The sequence below is a fragment of the Mannheimia kashgarensis genome (assembly GCF_041807705.1).
Lineage (GTDB): Bacteria > Pseudomonadota > Gammaproteobacteria > Enterobacterales > Pasteurellaceae > Mannheimia.
In genome coordinates this window covers 1-15,501 of the sequence record NZ_JBGTYY010000021.1, presented here as the reverse complement: position 1 = coordinate 15,501, position 15,501 = coordinate 1, and the positions used below count along the sequence as shown (strand labels likewise).

15 protein-coding genes and 1 pseudogene are annotated in these 15,501 nt (G+C 42.4%); 4 read left to right on the top strand and 12 right to left on the bottom strand.

Features of this window, described 5'->3' with window-relative positions; genetic code table 11:
- Window positions 1-2: 2 nt before the first annotated feature.
- The 9 genes from murB to coaBC all read right to left on the bottom strand — a co-directional run bounded on the left by murB (window position 3) and on the right by coaBC (window position 6,436).
- Window positions 3-1,031: a UDP-N-acetylmuramate dehydrogenase gene (murB, locus tag ACERCF_RS08835; RefSeq protein WP_373612036.1), complete on the bottom strand. Its 1,029-nt coding sequence runs from the start codon at window positions 1,029-1,031 to the stop codon at window positions 3-5.
- A gap of 105 nt (window positions 1,032-1,136) precedes the next feature.
- On the bottom strand, window positions 1,137-1,811 hold the full coding sequence (gene crp / locus ACERCF_RS08830) for a cAMP-activated global transcriptional regulator CRP (protein ID WP_373611544.1): 675 nt from the start codon (window positions 1,809-1,811) through the stop codon (window positions 1,137-1,139).
- A gap of 62 nt (window positions 1,812-1,873) precedes the next feature.
- A complete protein-coding gene (locus ACERCF_RS08825) occupies window positions 1,874-2,092 on the bottom strand; it encodes a YheU family protein (RefSeq protein ID WP_373625349.1) in 219 nt (72 codons plus the stop codon).
- 2 nt (window positions 2,093-2,094) lie between these two features.
- Entirely contained in the window at window positions 2,095-2,700 is a 606-nt protein-coding gene (gene slmA / locus ACERCF_RS08820) for a nucleoid occlusion factor SlmA (protein ID WP_373625348.1), read from the bottom strand.
- A 14-nt stretch (window positions 2,701-2,714) separates the two neighbouring features.
- The gene (gene dut / locus ACERCF_RS08815) at window positions 2,715-3,170 is read right to left on the bottom strand and encodes a dUTP diphosphatase (protein ID WP_373611541.1); all 456 of its coding nucleotides are present in this window, start codon (window positions 3,168-3,170) and stop codon (window positions 2,715-2,717) included.
- Between the two features lie 59 nt (window positions 3,171-3,229).
- Complete coding sequence (locus ACERCF_RS08810; RefSeq protein WP_373611540.1) at window positions 3,230-3,973, bottom strand: hypothetical protein; 744 nt, start codon at window positions 3,971-3,973, stop codon at window positions 3,230-3,232.
- Between the two features lie 24 nt (window positions 3,974-3,997).
- A complete protein-coding gene (locus tag ACERCF_RS08805; RefSeq protein WP_373611539.1) occupies window positions 3,998-4,564 on the bottom strand; it encodes a hypothetical protein in 567 nt (188 codons plus the stop codon).
- Window positions 4,565-4,616: 52 nt separating this feature from the next.
- Window positions 4,617-5,225, bottom strand: a complete 609-nt coding sequence (locus ACERCF_RS08800; RefSeq protein WP_373625347.1) for a YcxB family protein — start codon at window positions 5,223-5,225, stop codon at window positions 4,617-4,619.
- Window positions 5,226-5,233: 8 nt separating this feature from the next.
- A complete protein-coding gene (coaBC, locus tag ACERCF_RS08795; protein ID WP_373625346.1) occupies window positions 5,234-6,436 on the bottom strand; it encodes a bifunctional phosphopantothenoylcysteine decarboxylase/phosphopantothenate--cysteine ligase CoaBC in 1,203 nt (400 codons plus the stop codon).
- 161 nt (window positions 6,437-6,597) lie between these two features.
- Here coaBC and radC point away from each other — a divergent pair, with 161 nt between their 5' ends.
- The 3 genes from radC to rpmG all read left to right on the top strand — a co-directional run bounded on the left by radC (window position 6,598) and on the right by rpmG (window position 7,974).
- A complete protein-coding gene (radC, locus tag ACERCF_RS08790) occupies window positions 6,598-7,323 on the top strand; it encodes a RadC family protein (protein ID WP_373611536.1) in 726 nt (241 codons plus the stop codon).
- A 232-nt stretch (window positions 7,324-7,555) separates the two neighbouring features.
- Window positions 7,556-7,792, top strand: coding sequence for a 50S ribosomal protein L28 (gene rpmB, locus ACERCF_RS08785; protein ID WP_006251446.1), 237 nt, complete (start codon window positions 7,556-7,558; stop codon window positions 7,790-7,792).
- 11 nt (window positions 7,793-7,803) lie between these two features.
- Window positions 7,804-7,974 (top strand): 50S ribosomal protein L33, encoded by a 171-nt coding sequence (gene rpmG / locus ACERCF_RS08780; protein ID WP_005613503.1) that lies wholly within the window; start codon window positions 7,804-7,806, stop codon window positions 7,972-7,974.
- Window positions 7,975-8,063: 89 nt separating this feature from the next.
- Here rpmG and ACERCF_RS08775 read toward each other — a convergent pair whose 3' ends face one another.
- From ACERCF_RS08775 to ACERCF_RS08765, 3 genes and pseudogenes are all read right to left on the bottom strand, one after another.
- Window positions 8,064-8,819, bottom strand: coding sequence for a DeoR/GlpR family DNA-binding transcription regulator (locus ACERCF_RS08775; protein WP_373625345.1), 756 nt, complete (start codon window positions 8,817-8,819; stop codon window positions 8,064-8,066).
- 488 nt (window positions 8,820-9,307) lie between these two features.
- Window positions 9,308-9,436, bottom strand: coding sequence for a four-carbon acid sugar kinase family protein (locus ACERCF_RS08770; protein WP_373625344.1), 129 nt, complete (start codon window positions 9,434-9,436; stop codon window positions 9,308-9,310).
- Between the two features lie 47 nt (window positions 9,437-9,483).
- A pseudogene (locus ACERCF_RS08765) lies at window positions 9,484-9,717 on the bottom strand (2-keto-3-deoxygluconate permease); the annotation flags it as partial.
- A gap of 472 nt (window positions 9,718-10,189) precedes the next feature.
- Here ACERCF_RS08765 and ACERCF_RS08760 point away from each other — a divergent pair.
- On the top strand, window positions 10,190-15,501 hold a 5,312-nt coding region (locus ACERCF_RS08760; RefSeq protein ID WP_373625343.1), incomplete at its 3' end, for an ESPR-type extended signal peptide-containing protein.

The window sequence follows — 15,501 nt, the reverse complement described above, 5'->3', positions numbered from 1 at the left end:
ACTTAGCGAGTGATCTGCTCGCTATCTACTTCACCATTTTTGCCGATAAAACGCACTTCAGGCTGGATTTCTACGCCAAATTTTTCACGCACACGTTGGCGAACGGTTTTTGCCAATTCAGCAACGTCTCTTCCTGTAGCATTTTCTTTATTAATTAAGACTAAAGCTTGCTGGGTATGCACTGCCGCACCACAAATTTGTAAGCCTTTTAAACCAGCTTGGTCAATCAACCAACCTGCGGCTAATTTGATTGTTCCATCAGGCTGTAGATAACTTGGAATGGTTGGGAATTGGGCTTGTATTTCCGCAAATTGTTCTGCCGAAATAATCGGGTTTTTGAAAAAACTGCCTGCGTTGCCAAACTCATCGGGGTTTGGCAATTTTGAGGAGCGAACTTCGCACACCTCGTCAAAAATTTGTTGAGGCGTAACGGTTTGTGGGTCAAGTTGCGTGAGTGAGCCATAAGTCAGCACAGGTTGCCACGCTTTAGCAAATTTTAAGCCAACAGAAATAATCGCAAATTCATCACGATATTGATGTTTGAACACACTTTCACGGTAGCCAAAACCGCACTCTTCTTTTGAAAGCGTAAAGTGTTCGCCTGTGCGTAAATTTAACACTTCGACAAAATCACACACTTGCTCAAACTCTACGCCATAAGCACCGATGTTTTGAATAGGAGCAGAACCAGCGACACCGGGAATTAACGCAAGATTTTCAATGCCTGCAATGTTATGGGCTAATGTCCACTTCACTAGCTCGTGCCAGTTTTCTCCACCTTGAACGTGCAAATAGTGGAATTGATCATCTTCACGATGTGTAATCCCTTTCAGTTTATTCACTAACACTACACCGTCAAAATTTTCTAAAAATAAGACGTTAGAGCCTTGCCCTAGAATCAAAATCGGCATTTGAGCATTAAAGGCTTTTTGCCATTCGGTAAGTAGTTGTTCAACGCTGGTAAATTCAATAATTTGCGTTGCTTTTGCTGGCAAATGGAAAGTATGAAAAGGGGTTAAACTGTGTTTCATCATCAAATTAGTTAGTTAAGAAGTGGAAATAACAAGCGGTGATATTTTTACAAAATTTTGCAATTAAGATTTGAGCAGGCACAGGACCTGCCCCTACATTCGGAATTACCTTGCGCCGAACACCACAATGGTTTTGCCGTGTGCGGAAATTAAACCTTCGTCTTCCAGCATTTTCATAATACGACCAACGGTTTCACGGGAACAGCCCACCATTTGCCCAATTTCTTGACGGGTGATTTTGATCTGCATACCTTGTGGGTGGGTCATTGCATCAGGCATTTTGGCTAAGTTTAGCAAGGTTTGAGCAATTCGCCCTGCCACATCTAAAAAGGCAAGATTGCCTACTTGGCGTGAAGTTTGACGTAAACGGCGAGCCATCTGTGCCGACAAATACATCAAAATATCAGGGTTTAAATGCACCAGTTGTTTAAATTTTTTATAGGAAATTTCTGCAATCTCGCAAGGGCCTTTGGTGCGAACATAAGCGGTGCGTTGCTGTACTTTTTCCTCAAAAAGGCTTAATTCGCCCACAAATTCGCCGGTGCCCAAGTTAGTTAATAGCATCTCTCTGGTTTCATCATCTTTGATGTAAACCGATACCGAACCGTTCACGATGTAAAAAAGCGATTCGGCATCTTCTCCCGCGTGGATTAACGTATATTTCGCAGGATAACGATGGATATGACAATGGGTTAAAAACCACTCCACCGCAGGGTCGTGAATAGAGGGCGGAGGAGTTACATTTTCCAGAGGAGCTGTTGAAAGTGTCATATCTTGCATAGTATTTCCTATAACTCTTTATTCTAGGTTAAATTTTCGAAATTTTAACACGAAATTAACTATTAGCCTAAAAAAGATTTTTTGTCTTTAATATCAAGGCTTTCGTGAAATTCAGACCAAACGATAACGACTTTATCGGCTTTCAATTGGGCGAGTAAACGTTCTCTTTTTTCTTCCAAAGAAAGTTCTGTTTCGCCATAGTCCGTGCCTTCTCGTAAAATGAATGAATCCAGCACATTATGTAATGTGGATTCTGCTAAGTCTTGCCAAGGTATAATCATAATTAATCGAATAAGGGCTTAATAAATGCCCACTGTTTTTCAAAATGTTGATGTTGGTTATAGCTGAAATTTGAACGAACTAAGCGTAAAAATTGCCCTTCACAGAAATTCACCAAATAACCGGCTAAGGCTCTTTCATCTTCAAAACTCTTGCGTTCGCGTAGTTTGCTGAGCTGTAAAATATTAGCAAATTGCAATTCTAAATTATCGAAGAATTTTGCCACGCGAGCTTTCAAAACATCATCTTCAAACATCAAGGCGTGGCCTGTCAGAATACGGGTTACGCCCGGGTTTTTGCGTGCAAATTCTAAAATCACATATAAAATTGCTCGCACCGAATTGGCACTGCTGTCTTGGCGTTTATTGGCGTGAATATAGCTGGTGAGGGTTTGCTCGATTTTCTCGATTAACGCCTCAAACATTTTGGTTTTGCTTGGGAAATAGCGATACAACGCCCCTTCCGATACCCCCACCGCCGCAGCTAAACGCTCGGTGGTTACACGCTGCATTCCATCTTCAGAATTTAATAAGCCGATTAAAACCTCCAGCACCTGCTGGCGGCGTTCCACCACTGATTTTTTCGGCATTTTAATTTTAGGTTCTGTCATTGCTCATCCTACTACTATTGCTTACCCGAATGCCCGAAACCGCCTTCGCCACGTTCGGTTTGCTCAAAATCTTGCACAATATTAAAACTTGCTTGAACCACTGGCACGAAAACAAGCTGAGCGATACGGTCGCCCACATTCACGGTAAAATCGGTTTGGCTTCTGTTCCAAACTGAAACCATTAACGGGCCTTGATAGTCGCTGTCGATCAATCCAACTAAGTTACCTAATACGATCCCGTTTTTATGCCCTAAACCTGAGCGAGGTAAGATCACTGCGGCTAAGTTGGGATCGGCAATATAAATTGAAATCCCTGTTGGGATCAAAACCGCTTCGCCTGCTTTAACGGTAAGTGGCTCGTTGATTAACGCTCTCAAATCCAACCCTGCTGATCCTTCGGTTGCATAAGTTGGTAGTGGAAATTCACTGCCGATACGGCTATCTAAAATTTTTAAATCGATCTGTTTCATTGTCTGTCCTTTTGTAAAATTTTGTTCATTTTTGACCGCTTGCGATAAAAGCAAATTTTCTAATCTTCCTCATCATCGCATAATGCTTGCACGTTACATTTATCAAACGGCATTACAGTGTTCGTCCACTCTTTGAGCTTACGCGGTTTTTTGTCTGTAGAATGCTGCTCTGTTTGCGTATAGGTTAAATGCCATTGGTAGTAAGGTTTGCCGATATCTTGATAGCGAATTTTTAAAATGGTATCTGCGGTGTCGTGGCATTGGTGTAATTTTTGCACATCTTCTTCTCTAAAGCAGGCTCTAATCATCTCGCCTTCATAAAAGTAAATAGATTGTAATGCCAGTTGGTAACTGTTGTCCTCATTGATTTGCAAGAAATCGGCAAAACTGGCACTACGAGAACCGCCCGAATACATTTCAGACCATACTTTCTCTAACGCAATCGCCCATTTCCCTTCTGCCAAAGGATAAAGTGCCGGAGCAATGCTATAATAGGGTTCTGCTTCCAGCTCATTAAAATTACCTGCCCGATGTTGATAATTGGAAAAATCCCAATGATTTTTCAGTTTATAACCATTACTTTTCGGGAAAAAGGCTAATTGAGGCGTGCCATCGCTCAAATAGAGGTCGCCATTTGCTGCTTGGTATAACCTTACTAAATCTTCACATTTCGGTAACTGGCGGCAAAGCTCCAGCCTTTTCGCCTCATTATCCACCAATTTCATTGTTTGTGCTTTAATCGAACTATTCGCAATTCCGGTTGATGAAAGCATAAGTAGCGAAATGCTGATGATTTTTTTCATTGATGATATTCCTTATACAAGCGGTTACTTTTCTGCTGTTTTTTGCAAATGTTGCCAGGCTTTGATCATTTCCTGCATTTTCGGCGAGCCAGCCTTAAAATTTTCATTAAAGCCACAGCCAAATTCAGGTGAAACCTCAAAATTTTGAGGGTTAAACTGCCAACTTGCGTTATCTTTCACACGAAAGGCAAGATCATAATTACATTCACGCCACAGCTCAAAAAAGCAGTGGTTTGGTTTAATTTCCGCATCCCAAATTGGGCTGATAAGCAGATGCGTATTGTAATCCGAGAAGTCTGTTACGGGCATTTCGCCCCACATCAAGGGTTCAGATAAATGGATACTTGTAATCGTACTCTCTTTTAACGGCTTTTCCTGCTTATATTTTGCCCTTGTTTTATTACCATCGTAGAAAATTGTCGTTTCCACAGGTAATGGCAGATATTTGGCTGTCATCGGCTCAGTTGTGATAAATTTCGGTGTTGGATCGGCTTTCCCCAAACTTTGTCCAAGCAGGTGAAAAAATACTATCATAGCAAGTGCTACCAAGACAAAAATAGCCCCTAAGATTATCAAAATCTTTTTCGCCATTTGAAGCTCCATCTTTTATTCAATTTGCAAATTTTTAGTGGTTTTTGACCGCTTACAAGCGGTTATTTTTTGTGTTTTTTTGCGACATTTTACTGCGGATTATCGCCAAAAATTCATCAATCTGAGCCTGCCCCCCAAAGGCACTTTTCGGAATAACGTGGCTGACAGCACCTCTATCAAAAAAGATTAATACGAAATCTTTGCTCTGTTCAACGGCATAGAATTTTTCATAAAGGCTGAGGCTTGAACCCATATCACTTTGGTGAAACAGCTCTTTCTCACGTAGCTCAATACGATTATTCATCAGTAAGGCATAATAGTGCTCGAACGCTTTGATCCTATGCAATGCCATTTCAATATACGGCTTAACACCAGCAACAATCGCTAAAATTACCGCAGAGATCACTAACCAACGATTGGTTTGCTTAACATCATTGAGAAACTCATCGAGAGTTTCACCATAATCATCTCCAAGTATTTCTAAAATAACGCTTTGCTGTTCAAAAAACGTAATCCACCACCAAAGAATAAAACAGATGAATGGAAATATGAGCAGAGCACGAATAAGGTGAGACTTCAAAGTCCATTTGCTAAAAATGAGATTAGCTTGCAGTAACCCTTTAATATAACTTTTGGGGGTTAATTCGTAGTTTAATTGCATTTTTATTCCTATGTTGCCTGAAATCGAGCCACAATTTCCTGCACCAAACTTTCCGCCAATTTCCCTTTATCCGCAAGTGGGAGCGTTTTCTCACCGTTTTTCCAGAACAAGTGCAACGCATTTTGGTCTTGTCCGAATACTTGCCCGCCTGACACATCGTTGGCACAAATCATATCGAGCTTTTTACGTTCAAGTTTGGATTTCGCATATTCCGCCACATTTTGCGTTTCGGCGGCAAAACCAACCACGAACGGACGATTTTGGGTAAGATGAGCGACGTTAGCGATAATATCGGGGTTTTTTACCAATTTTAGCGTGAGTTCATTACTGTCATCGGTTTTCTTGATTTTCTGGTCGGAAATTTCCGCCATTCGATAATCCGCCACTGCCGCACAGCCGATAAAAATTGCAGATTTTTGGGCAAATTTGACCGCTTGTTGCTCCATCTCAACCGCAGATTCCACATTGATTCGTTCCACATTATCGGGCGTAGGTAAATTCACCGGGCCGCTAATCAGCGTAACGTTCGCCCCACGTTCGGCAAAGGCTTTGGCGATGGAGTAGCCCATTTTGCCTGAGCTGTGGTTGCTAATATAACGCACAGGGTCAATAGCTTCACGGGTTGGACCTGCGGTAATGGTTACATTCAAGCCTTGTAAATCTTGGTTTTTGCAGAAATGAGCCAATACTGCTTGGTAAATTTCTTCAGGCTCAGACATTCTGCCTGCCCCCACATCGCCACAGGCTTGGAAACCACTGTTCGGGCCGATAAATTGCATTCCACGAAAAATGAGGGTGGTGATATTTTCTTGCACCGCCAGTTGTTTATACATTTGTTGGTTCATTGCAGGGGCAAGCAGAATAGGGCTTGCAGTGGCAAGGCAGAGGGTGGAGAGCAAATCGTTCCCCATTCCCACACGCAAGCGAGCAATAAAATCAGCACTTGCCGGGGCGATAACCACTAAATCCGCCCATTTCGCTAACTCAATATGCCCCATTGCCAGCTCGGCTTGAGGGTCGAGTAGGGAAGTAGAAACGGCATTGCCTGAAATGGCTTGTAAGGTTAAAGGCGTTACAAAAGCCTCTGCGGCGGGGGTTAAAACCACTCTAACTTCCGCATTCGCCTTTTTCAAATGGCGGATAAATTCAATGGTTTTGTAGGCCGCGATCCCACCGGAAATGCCGACTAAAATTTTTTTGTTTTGTAACATCTTTACTATCCTTAAAGCGTGGATTTATTTTGCATATTTTAGCGGAATAAGGAATTGCTCACAACTTCACTATTTTTGCGATCTAGCTCGAAAAATTGAATAAATCCTTTTGTCTGCAAAGGTTGGCTCTTTTATGCTTAACGAAATTGATGGAGGAAAAAATGAACGATTTTTTTGATGAAGATTCTCAAGAGCCAACAATAATGCCGCGAGAGAAATTATTAACACAGGGGGCAGCCTCATTAACTGATGCCGAATTATTAGCAATTTTTTTACGGACGGGCACGAAAGCTGTGCCTGTGTTGGCATTGGCAGAGAGTGTATTGATGGCATTTGGCTCGTTACGCCAATTACTGAATGCAAATATTGATGATTTTTGCAAAATTTACGGTTTAGGCAAAACCAAATACATTCAGTTACAAGCCTCTAAAGAGATGACCAAACGCTATTTGGCTCAACAAATGGAATTTAGCGAGATGATTCAAGCCCCTTATATGGCGATTATGTATTTCCAAACCGAGCTAGAGGAAGAAGATCGAGAAGTCTTTATGGTGCTGTTTTTGGACAACCAAAACCGATTGATTTATAAAGAAAAAATGTTCTTTGGTACGATTAACCAAACCGCTGTTCACCCCCGAGAAATTATTAAAAGAGCGTTAAAATATAATGCCGCAGCGATTATTGTGGCTCATAATCACCCCTCAGGTTCTTGTCTGCCGAGTGAGTCGGACAGAAGTTTAACTAAAAAGATCGAAATGGCGTGCGAATTGGTTGATATTCGCTTTGTGGATCATATTATTGTCGGCAAAGGGGACTACTTTTCCTTTGAGGAAGAGAAATTAGAAATGCAGGAACATTCATTTTTGCAAATTTCTGATAGAAAATAACCGCTTGCTTTATTTAACCTTTAACATTTCTCCTGAAATAGTAAAAAAATACGCATATAAATTCTACTTGAATATAACAAATGAAATCGGTATAATCCGCAGTCTTTATTACATAGACTGTGGTCGGGTTAATGCCTGACGAGGCAATCAAAATCGGAGGGGTTGGTTGAGCAACGCCTTTTGTGAGATCGCCCGAACCATTTTTAAGCTTAAAATTATTGGAGAAATTCAAATGTCAAGAGTTTGCCAAGTAACCGGCAAGCGTCCAGCAGTTGGTAACAACCGCTCACACGCAATGAATGCGACAAAACGTCGTTTCTTACCAAACCTTCACACTCACCGTTTCTGGGTTGAGAGCGAAAACCGTTTCGTAACCTTACGTTTAACAGCGAAAGGTATGCGTATTATTGATAAAAAAGGCATTGATGCAGTATTAGCTGAAATCCGTGCTCGTGGCGAAAAAATCTAAGGAGCTAAAAAATGGCAGCTAAAGGTGCTCGTGAGAAAATCCGTTTAGTTTCTACAGCAGAAACTGGTCACTTCTACACAACAGATAAAAACAAACGTAATATGCCTGAAAAAATGGAAATCAAAAAATTTGATCCAGTTGTGCGTAAACACGTTATCTACAAAGAAGCAAAAATCAAATAATTTTGCTTTAAGATTCAAAACCCGGTGAATGCTGGGTTTTTTTATATGTGGTTTTGTAAAAGATCAAGAAAAAACAATCGCTTGTATCATTAAACTAATGATAGCTTAAAGTCATTGCCTGATAGGGCTTGGCAAGATTCATTGGGTAGCCCTTTATCTGTGATAATTTGCGTAAAGTTATTTAGCTGAGTTGCACAAAACAGGGAATATTTCCCATATTTGCTACTATCGGCAACTAAGATTTTTTGTGTTGCATTCTGTTGAAGCATTCTTTTTAGAGTAGCTTTCTCTTCTGTTGGTGCGGTAACACCTTTTTCTAAGCTCCAAGAGTTACAACTTACAAAAGCAATATCAGGATTAATATTTTCTAATAAATTTAGGCTATGATTGCCAATGCAGGATTGGCTGCTGTTATCTACTCTTCCTCCCGTAATAATTAATTCTATTTGCTTATATTCAGAGAGCAATAAAGCGATATGTAGATCTGCTGTAATCACACGAAGCGGCATATGAGCGATTTTTTTTGCGATGCACAATGTTGTAGTGCCGGCATCTAATACAATAGAATTTCCCGGAGAAATGAGTGAAACGGCATATTCAGCTATGCGTTCTTTTTCGACAATTTGCTTAAGCTGCTTTTCATTTGTCGTTGGCTGGAACGGGATAAATTGGTTCAAATTGACTCCTCCGTGTGTGCGAATTACCACACCTTCTTCATCTAATTTTATTAAATCACGGCGAATAGTTGCGGGAGAAGCCTCAGTTACTTTTACCAGTTGCTCTACGGTAGCAATATGGTGGCTTTTTAGAAATAGTAAAATTTGTTCTAGACGGTTTTTAGACATATAAACTCTCTTATTTTTGGCTACTTTTACTATAAGTAATTTTTTAAAAATAAGATAGCTAAAATTAAAGAACCTAAAACATTGCTGCTTTAGGTTCTTTGTTATTAGCAGTTTCCGTGATATTGGCAGATTTTGCATTTACGACTTTTGCTGGATTTGCCTGAATAATCACATTATCTTTACTAAAACGTATTAGAGCATTTAATTGTAGTTTGAGTGAATGTTCAGACTGCGAGTAGTTAATTAGCTGCGAAGGAGAAGGATTAAATACGATAGATTTTCCACCTAAAGTTGAAATATATTCATCAACTTGCAGCTGACTTGTTTCGTGAATTGAGGTTACAACAATTAATGCTCTACCTAATTTAAGAGCTTGCTCTGGTTTCGGTTGGTTTTGGATCGTATTGTTAATTGCAATTTGAGTTTGTTCTTTTGCTTTTTCGCCAATAGCTCTTGAATCTGTAGAAACAGAAATTACTTGAGCTTTATCAGAGTGAATTTGTGCTAATGCTGAAATTTTTTTTTAATCTAGTATTAAATCCTGCTTCAGCAAACATAACGGCAGTATCATTTGCACCAGTAAGATCATCTGCAATAACTAAGAGTGTTTCTTTCATAGGTTCTCTCCTTTTACAGGTTCTTGTACTAATCCACCTTGACGTTTTAATGCAAAAGCAAAGAAAGGAATAACGATTGCACCTGTTGGTTTCATTAGCTCTGTCCATTTAGGATCTAAATTACCAATAACCATACCAACAATCAGAGGAATAACAGCGGCAAGCATTAATGAGAGAGGAATACCTGCTAATCCTGATACACCTAAAAATAGTAAAACAAAGAAAGGACCGTCATTAACAGCAGAGGCAACATAAGCTCCTTTATCTCTATAGTCACCATATTAAATCAATAACAAATCAACAACAAAACAAATTCTCAATCGTTGCTTTTCTTTATTATAACTATTAAAATCGTTGCGTCTATTTTTTGTAATTGTTAAATAAATTACAAGATCAAGCAATAGGTTTTAAAAATCAAGCCTTTATGATAAATCTTGTTTTTGATTTATTTGAATTTATTTGAAAAAAGTGTTTGTTGTAACTGCGTATTTGTGATTGCAGTATTGATAAATAAATAAATAAATAAATAAATAAATAAATAAAATATGGCGAAAAACAAATACAAACAAACATCAAGTTCTCATATGGTAATATTGGAAAAATTACCAAAAAAGACTTTCAAAGCTTCTTCTCTAAATTTTGCATATTGGTTGCTTGTTTAGGGAGGGGCTTTTTCTTGTTGATTTTTTATAAACTTTATGTTTTTTCAATATAAATTATTAAACTCTAATTGTTAAACTTTAGGAATCGTGTATGAACCATATTTATAAGGTGATTTTCAACAAAGCAACCGGCACTTTTGTGGCTGTGGCAGAATTTGCAAAATCACACACTACCGCCTCAAGCAAAACAAATGCCAGTACAGCATCTGGCTTTTTGATGCCAACAAAAGTATTTGCTTTGTCTGTATTGGCATCTTGTGTTTGGAGCATGTCGGCTGTGGCGGCCGAGTCAACAATCGTCAGTCCTAGGGGCGGCACGAAAGCAACATCCAACTTAGGCGGCTCTGTGGTGATTGGTGATGGTGCTAATGCCAGCGGCACTTTGACCACGCATTTTTATTATAAAAACCCAAGCAATCCGCTTGACAACGATGGCAAAGTTGTTTTATCAAACGGTAAAAGTTTGGTGAGCTCTGCGGTTTCTATCGGTGCTTCTGCTACTGTGAAGGAAGCGGGGATTGCCATTGGTGATGCAACCAGCGCAAACAGACTTGGTGCGATTGCTATCGGTCCTGGCGCACAGGCTGACAATCACGGCATTACATTGGGTGCAGCGGCTTATGCCACAGGTCAAAACGCTATCAGTATCGGGCGACAATCTGCGTCACTAGGCAAAGGTTCTGTGGTGCTTGGCGTGGCTGCAGGCACAAGTGGAGACCAAAACATTGTGATTGGTAGCTCGGCACAAACCAAAAATAACGCAAAAGATTCAGTGGTGATTGGTTCGTCTCAATCAGGTGCAAGCTATGATGATCAAAACAATTCTTATGTAGCAGCCAACAAAGGTGTGGCTTTGGGTTCAAAAGCGCGTGTTCTGGCAGCAGCGGAAGGATCTTTGGCGCTGGGCGCAGGCTCAACGGCTTCAACTTCAAATTCTGTGGCGTTAGGTGCAGGATCCACCACGACAGATGCACAGGGCAGATCGAGCAATACTGCCGGTGGATTAACTTTTGATCGATATGCAGGCGCAACAGTCAATGGCGTGGTGAGTGTTGGTTCAGATACTCAAAAAAGACAGCTACAAAATGTAGCAGCTGGACAAGTGAGTGCAAACAGCACTGATGCGGTGAATGGTTCACAATTATTTGAAACACAGCAGATGATCGGAACAGCCATTACTGGCGTTAAAAATTTGATTGGTGGCAGTGCTAAACTTAACCAAAACACGGGTGAGATTACCAGCAATAACATCGGTACAACTAGAAAAAAAACCGTTGATGAGGCAATCAAGTTTTTAAATGAAACGAAAATCACATCATTTAGTTTGACTGCTGATGGAGCGGGCTCTGTGACCGTTGATAGCGGCAAAGGAGATGGTGGCGGCCCAACCAATCAAAACACTGCCAAGATTAAAGGTGGAAAAAATATCACCACAGCCGTCAAGGGCAGAGAAATTGAGGTGAAGTTAAATGACAGTTTGACTGGCTTGCAGGATGTTCAAACAGCAGCTTTAACGGCAACTGGTAGAACAACATTAAGTGGTGCGGTAACCGCAACACAAGAGGTGACGCTTCAAAGATCAGGAACTGTAACAGATGGTAATAACAAAGCGGTGACAGGTGATGCTGTTTTTGATGCCATCGCCCCTGTTAAAACCAAAGCAGAAAAAGCTGAAAGAGATGCGGCGACAGCTGACACAAAAGCGACGCGCGCTCAAACCAAAGCAGAAAAAGCTGAAAGAGATGCAGCGACAGCTGACGCAAAAGCGACGCGCGCTCAAACCAAAGCAGAAAAAGCTGAAAGAGATGCGGCGACAGCTGACAGAAAAGCGACGCACGCTCAAACCATTGCTGACACGGCGGTGACAGATGCTGCACGTGCTCAAACCACTGCTCTTGGAGCAAGATTGGCTGCAGACAATGCCAAGACGGCTGCTGATAACGCCCAAAGGGTTGCTGATGACGGTGTGAGAAAGGCGGATGCTGTCCAGCTTTTAGCGAATCAAGGCATCGCTGATGCAGCGCAAGCTGACAGAAAGGCTGAGGCAGCTCAAACCACAGCCGATACGGCGGCGGATTATGCTTTACGCGCTCAAACCACTGCTGATGAGGCCAATATAAAAGCGGATGCTGCACAAAATACGGCGAATACAGCGGTGGCGAATGCTTTACGCGCTCAAACCACTGCTGATAATGCACAAACCACTGCTGATAGAGCGCAAGCGACTGCTGAAAGCAAATTGGAGGGCTTTACTGTCACTGCCAATACAGGCGAAACCAGACGAATTGATAAAAACGCGCCTCAATTTAAAATTGAAGGCCAAGACAACATTGAAACCCAAGCCAATGATGGCACAGTGGTTGTTAAATTAAGTAAAAATCTAACAGATCTGACTTCGGTTCAAACAGGCAGTCTAAATACCGACACACTAGAAACCACAGGCAATGCCACAATTGGTGGAGCGCAAACGGTTAAAGGCAATCAAATTGTCAATGGAACACAAACCGTGGACGGTGCTTCAGAGATTAGAGGTGGTCTTACTGTCACAGGTGGTGCAACCACTGTTCAAGCTTTAACAGCAAACGGTCAAGTCACTGCTGGCGCTGGCCTTGCTGTCACAGGCCCTACCAATTTAAATGGTGATACCACCATCACAGGCACACAAACTGTAGCTGGCTCACAGACCGTAACAGGTACTTCAACCATTGAAGGCAAGCAAACGGTAAACGGCGGTCAGGATGTGACAGGTGGTCAAACCGTAGCAGGCGGCCATACTGTAACAGGTGGTACAACAACCGACACGCTAACAGCAAGCGGTGCATCAAATCTAAATGGCGGTGCGACTGTTAAAAATGGTTTAACGGTGACTGGAGCAACAAGCGTTGAAGGTTTAACCGCCAGTGAAAAAGTGACGGCTGGGGCTGGCTTGGCTGTAACAGGAGGCACAACTACTGACACAATCAATGTGACAGATAAAGCCACAGTTGGTAACGGCTTAGATGTGACAGGCCCTACCAATTTAAATGGTGATACCATCATCACAGGCACTTTATCTGCAACTGAAACCATCACCGCAAGCCAAGGTGTTGATCTAAAAACAGGATCAGGCGCCGTTACAGAAGGTGACAATAAAGCCGTCAGCGGTGATGCAGTTCACACAGCGATTGAACAATCAGCAAACAGCCTTGCGATGCAATACACAGGCGACAATGGCGTAATTGTCTCTCGCACCAAAGATCAAGTATTAAAGGTTAAAGGCGGTGCAACAGGCGACGCTACTACCGCTAAAAACATCAAAACCAGCACAGAAGATGATGGCACCATTGCAGTTGAATTGGTGAAGAATGTGGATTTGGGCACAGATGGCAGTCTAAGCACAGGCACGCTCACAACAGCAGGCGATGCAACCATCGGCGGTGATCAAATTGTGACTGGCTCACAAACTGTGACAGGTGAATCAAATCTAAATGGCGGTGCAAGAGTTACTAATGGCTTAAATACCGACACACTAGAAACCACAGGTGATGCAACCATTGGTGGAAATCAAACTGTTAATGGTACATCTACCATTAATGGTGATCAAACCGTGACTGGTACTTCTACATTACAAGGTCAAGTCAATGCTCAAAATGGTTTGGGAGTAACAGGCGGTACAACCACTGATACCATCAATGTAACAGGCAAATCAACGCTAGCAGGCAAAGTCACCGCCCAAAATGGCCTTGATGTGACAGGCCCTACCAATTTAAATGGTGATACCACAATCACAGGCGCACAAACTGTTAATGGAACATCTACCATCAATGGCGCACAAACCGTAACAGGTGAATCAACCTTGCAAGGCAAGGTGACTGCTGAACAAGGTCTTGCTGTCACAGGTGGAACGACAACCGATACATTGACCGCAACAGGTGAAACCAATTTAAACACCTTAAACACCACAGGCGATGCCACAATTGGTGGAGCGCAAACGGTTAAAGGCAATCAAATTGTCAATGGAACACAAACCGTGGACGGTGCTTCAGAGCTTAGAGGTGGTCTCACTGTAACAGGTGGTGCAACCACTGTTCAAGCTTTAACAGCAAACGGTCCAGTCACTGCTGGCGCTGGTCTTGATGTGACAGGTGAGACAAGTACAGATACGCTTAGAACAACAGGTGATGCAACCATTGGTGGCACACAAACTGTGACAGGCGCATCAAATCTAAATGGCGGTGCGACTGTTAAAAATGGCTTGGATGTGACAGGAGGCACAACTACTGACACATTGACGGCAACTGGTGCGACTAATCTTCAAGATTCTTTGACTGTGACAGGAAAAACCACTGCAAACGGCGGTTTGGATGTGAAGGGTAACACCACTGTTGAAACCATGACTGCAAGCGAGGTTATCACTGCCCAAAAAGGCGTTGAGCTTGTAGAATCTGGTGTTGTTGCTCAAGGGGATAAAAAAGCCGTTACTGGTGATGCAGTTCACACAGCGATTGAACAATCTGCAACCAACCTTGCGATGAAATACACTTCTGACGATGGTAGAGAAATCACTCGCACCAAAGATCAAGTGTTAAAGGTTAAAGGCGGTGCAACAGGCGACGCCACTACCGCTAAAAACATCAAAACCATCACAGAAGATGATGGCACCATTGCAGTTGAATTGGTGAAAAATGTCAATTTAGGCGATGATGGCAGTCTAAGCACAGGCACACTTGCTACTGCAGGCGATGCAACCATCGGCGGTGACACCACCACGTTAGGCAGCAGCCTAACTGTTGGCGACAGCACCACGCTGGGCAATTCATCCACAGCAGGCGACTCTTTGGTGGGTGGCTCACAAACTGTGGTGGGTGATCAAACAGTCCACGGCACTTCAAACTTAAAAGACACCAACATTGAGGGTGATTTGACCACCATTGGCGACCAAACCACCTTTGGTAATTCAACCACTTTAGGTGACAGCCTAACTTCAGGCAACTCAAGTGTGGGCGGTGACTTGGCTGTGGTTGGCTCATCAACCATCGGCGGTGACAGTCGTGTCAAAGGCAGTCAAACAGTCGATGGCGACAGCACCACGTTAGGCAGCAGCCTAACTGTTGGCGACAGCACCACGCTGGGCAATTTATCCACAGCTGGCAACTCTTTGGTGGGTGGCTCACAAACTGTGGTGGGTGATCAAACAGTCAACGGCACTTCAAACTTAAAAGACACCAACATTGAGGGTGATTTGACCACCACTGGCGACCAAACCACGTTAGGCAGCAGCCTAACTGTTGGCGACAGCACCACACTGGGCAATTCATCCACAGCAGGCAACTCTTTGGTGGGTGGCTCACAAACTGTGGTGGGTGATCAAACAGTCCACGGCACTTCAAACTTAAAAGACACCAACATTGAGGGTGATTTGAC

Coding starts and splice junctions, on each gene's coding strand:
- murB (WP_373612036.1), bottom strand. CDS start 1,031: ATGAAACACAGTTTAACCCCTTTTCATACTTTCCATTTGCCAGCAAAA.
- crp (WP_373611544.1), bottom strand. CDS start 1,811: ATGCAAGATATGACACTTTCAACAGCTCCTCTGGAAAATGTAACTCCT.
- ACERCF_RS08825 (WP_373625349.1), bottom strand. CDS start 2,092: ATGATTATACCTTGGCAAGACTTAGCAGAATCCACATTACATAATGTG.
- slmA (WP_373625348.1), bottom strand. CDS start 2,700: ATGACAGAACCTAAAATTAAAATGCCGAAAAAATCAGTGGTGGAACGC.
- dut (WP_373611541.1), bottom strand. CDS start 3,170: ATGAAACAGATCGATTTAAAAATTTTAGATAGCCGTATCGGCAGTGAA.
- ACERCF_RS08810 (WP_373611540.1), bottom strand. CDS start 3,973: ATGAAAAAAATCATCAGCATTTCGCTACTTATGCTTTCATCAACCGGA.
- ACERCF_RS08805 (WP_373611539.1), bottom strand. CDS start 4,564: ATGGCGAAAAAGATTTTGATAATCTTAGGGGCTATTTTTGTCTTGGTA.
- ACERCF_RS08800 (WP_373625347.1), bottom strand. CDS start 5,225: ATGCAATTAAACTACGAATTAACCCCCAAAAGTTATATTAAAGGGTTA.
- coaBC (WP_373625346.1), bottom strand. CDS start 6,436: ATGTTACAAAACAAAAAAATTTTAGTCGGCATTTCCGGTGGGATCGCG.
- radC (WP_373611536.1), top strand. CDS start 6,598: ATGAACGATTTTTTTGATGAAGATTCTCAAGAGCCAACAATAATGCCG.
- rpmB (WP_006251446.1), top strand. CDS start 7,556: ATGTCAAGAGTTTGCCAAGTAACCGGCAAGCGTCCAGCAGTTGGTAAC.
- rpmG (WP_005613503.1), top strand. CDS start 7,804: ATGGCAGCTAAAGGTGCTCGTGAGAAAATCCGTTTAGTTTCTACAGCA.
- ACERCF_RS08775 (WP_373625345.1), bottom strand. CDS start 8,819: ATGTCTAAAAACCGTCTAGAACAAATTTTACTATTTCTAAAAAGCCAC.
- ACERCF_RS08770 (WP_373625344.1), bottom strand. CDS start 9,436: ATGAAAGAAACACTCTTAGTTATTGCAGATGATCTTACTGGTGCAAAT.